We start from the raw sequence: 2,898 nt of genomic DNA, 5'->3' as shown, positions 1-2,898 counted from the left end.
TGCATACCGTCCCTTTTGCTTTTTTTATTTAATGTAAAATATGGAATTTTTAACTTTATCTTGTCTGACAATTAGCTGCCACCCTCATTTGCATTTGTTACATTACCTGTAAAAAAGAATGTTAAAGGTCTAAATAATATTTTATTTACAGTCGATTTAAAAACAAAAAAGTTCAGGCAATTGTTCCATTTTATTGAAAAGCAGTTTAAAAGAAAATGGGATATCTTTTTTACATTTTAGAAGAGATTGTGAAGGTTTCTACTTAAAAAGAGAATATGTTAAAATAATTATTAGGAATAAAAAGAGAAAATAGTTTGAAACGAAGAATGACATGAATACAATTAAAAAGCGTGGGCCTAATAAACTAAAAGTTGTTTTAAAAGTATTGGCAATTATTATAGGGGCATTTATAACCGCGTATGGACTAGAAGCTGTATTAATCCCAAATAACGTTTCTGACGGTGGTGTGACGGGTTTAAGCATCGTTAGTTCACAATTATTTGGACTACCATTAGGTCTGCTAATTGCAGTTATTAATATCCCTTTTGTTTGGTTAGGGTATAAGTAGATTGGTAGAAATTTTGCTATTTATTCTATTATTGGTATTGCTTCATTAGCAATCGGTACTGTTTTGATGCATGACGTACCAACTATTATCCACGGTGATACATTGTTAGTTACCGTTGTTGGTGGTATTATCATCGGTTTTGGTATGGGACTCGCATTGCGTAACGGTGGCGCATTAGATGGAATCGATATGTTAGCTGTATTACTTTCTCGAAAATTACCTTTTGGGACAAGTGATCTCATCTTATTTTTAAATATGTTTGTCTTTATTGTTGTCTCAACAGTATTTGGTCTGCAAGGGGCGATTCTTTCAGCAATTGCGTACTTTATCGCTTCTAAAGTGATTCATATCGTTGAAGTAGGTTTAAGTGGTTCTAAAACATTTAAAATTATCACAAAAGAGCCTGAATTAATGGTAGAGACAATTCGAGAGCGCTTAGGACGAAGCGCAACGTATAATGAAGTGTACGGCGGTTATTCAAGAGAGAAATTTAAAGAAATCACTTGTGTGATTAACCGGTTAGAAGAAAGTAAAATGAAAGAAATTATTCATGAGATTGATGAAAGTGCCTTTATTACGGTATATGACGTAGCAGAAGTAAAGGGCGGTAATTTCAAAAAGCATGATATTCATTAAGTATAACTTAGAAAACTTTAATAGAGTTTCACAAAAAATCACCTTTTCATTTGATGACAAGGTGATTTTTTAATGTTTTATAGCTGTAATGTATACATGTATAATTTAGCTAATAGCCCAAAAGTATAGTGTTTTTGTCGAACAGTCGATATGTTGTGTCGAATCGCTGATATATTTCAATTTGCGCCGATATATTTTAAAGGGGTGCTTAGAATGATTATAAAAGAGCGGAAACAACCGATTTATTTGCGTCATCTTTTTGAAAGAAGCACACAAATATGCCATGCAAGATTATGCACTTCTTTTAGGAACTACGGTTACAAATAAAGAGGTAAAAGAATTTCTAAATATCGAATCGAGTTCAGTAACGAAAAGGTTAATTCAAATGATGGAATTGTCTTATACAGGTAAGAATAAGGGGAGAAAGTATGATTTGAATTTTATGGAATAGAAAGAAAACCACTTCTTAAGCATTAGAAGTGGCTTTTCCTTTCTTGTAGAAATAGATGATTAGCAAAATACCTATGACCACACTAATGATAACCGCTAGTGTAATATACATCGGGTCTTTGTTTATTTCAGGTGGAATAACGTGTTCTAAAAGTGGGCCGATACAAATTACGAATGCAGCTAAAATTGTAGCCCATGATTTTGTATACAATGCGAATGAAATAAAAATAAGAAGACATACACTAGCGATGGCATAATTTTGCATAGTCGTTGTTACAAAGTAATCTGTATCAAGGCGTCCATCTAACCAAAAATAAAAGCCGACCCATCCACCGATGGTAATGAACTGCGTTGTGATTAAAAGAATTATTGAGTTTTTCTTAGATGGGTATACTTTCGGAAGTCCTTTGAAAAATACAACTGCAAATATAGCAATCGTTAAGAATACTGGTAGTGATCCAAATAACAATATGTTTTGTGAAATTTTGAATTCTCCTCTAAGAGCTGGAGCAAAGCACATATAAGCAATAATAACTAAAATAGCAGCGGGAATGATTACGAGCAACCCTTCTTTGTCTGTAGGAAGTTCTTTCCCGATATTTTTCATATGCTGTTTACGGCTTTTTCCAATGATATGATCTACACTTTGTCCTCTTGATTCGGCTTCTGTTAAATGAACTTCTAACTCTTCCACTATTGCATTTATATCTTCATCTTTTTTTCCGCGCTGTAGTAAATACATTCTGAGTTCGATTAAAAATTGTTCGGATTTTGTTGATAACATTCTATTCGCCACCTTTATTCATCACTTTTTCCACAGATAGCTTTAAATCGGTCCAGCGCTCTTTAAAGCTAGTTAATTCTTTCTCTCCTAATTCTGATAACTGATAGTACTTTCGCTTAGGCCCAGCGGTTGATTCTCTTAATTCGCTTGTAAGCAAGCCTTCTTTTTGCATGCGTAATAGTAATGGATAGATTGTACCTTCACTAAAAGAGTGAAAACCATAGCTATGCAATTTCTCTGTTAATTCGTAACCGTATACTTCACCTTCTTGAATGATAGCTAAAATACAGCCATCCAGAATTCCTTTTAGCATTTGTGTTGAGTCAGCCATTTTAGCCCCCTAGTTGTATATCTTTTTTAATAACTTGTAATACAAGGTAAAGGGCTATAACAATACCTTGTAATGCAAGTGTTATAATGAAGATAACATGGAATTAACTTGTAATGCAAGGTATATTAG

The 2,898-nt window shown here is 33.3% G+C and carries 3 protein-coding genes and 1 pseudogene; 2 read left to right on the top strand and 2 right to left on the bottom strand.

The window, feature by feature from the left end; all coding sequences use genetic code 11:
- The first annotated feature begins 331 nt into the window (after nt 1-331).
- A pseudogene (locus ABWK52_RS25915) lies at nt 332-1,204 on the top strand (YitT family protein).
- Nucleotides 1,205-1,463: 259 nt separating this feature from the next.
- Nucleotides 1,464-1,655, top strand: a complete 192-nt coding sequence (locus tag ABWK52_RS25910) for a hypothetical protein (protein ID WP_255289046.1) — start codon at nt 1,464-1,466, stop codon at nt 1,653-1,655.
- 15 nt (nt 1,656-1,670) lie between these two features.
- Here the strand turns inward: ABWK52_RS25910 and ABWK52_RS25905 are convergent, their stop codons facing one another.
- Nucleotides 1,671-2,438, bottom strand: a complete 768-nt coding sequence (locus ABWK52_RS25905) for an NADH dehydrogenase subunit (RefSeq protein ID WP_098508595.1) — start codon at nt 2,436-2,438, stop codon at nt 1,671-1,673.
- 1 nt (nt 2,439) lies between these two features.
- Complete coding sequence (locus ABWK52_RS25900) at nt 2,440-2,769, bottom strand: PadR family transcriptional regulator (RefSeq protein WP_098508593.1); 330 nt, start codon at nt 2,767-2,769, stop codon at nt 2,440-2,442.
- Nucleotides 2,770-2,898: the final 129 nt, after the last annotated feature.

This window comes from Bacillus sp. AP50 (assembly GCF_040492675.1).
Taxonomy (GTDB): domain Bacteria; phylum Bacillota; class Bacilli; order Bacillales; family Bacillaceae_G; genus Bacillus_A; species Bacillus_A cereus.
This window is presented reverse-complemented; position numbering and strand designations above follow the sequence as displayed.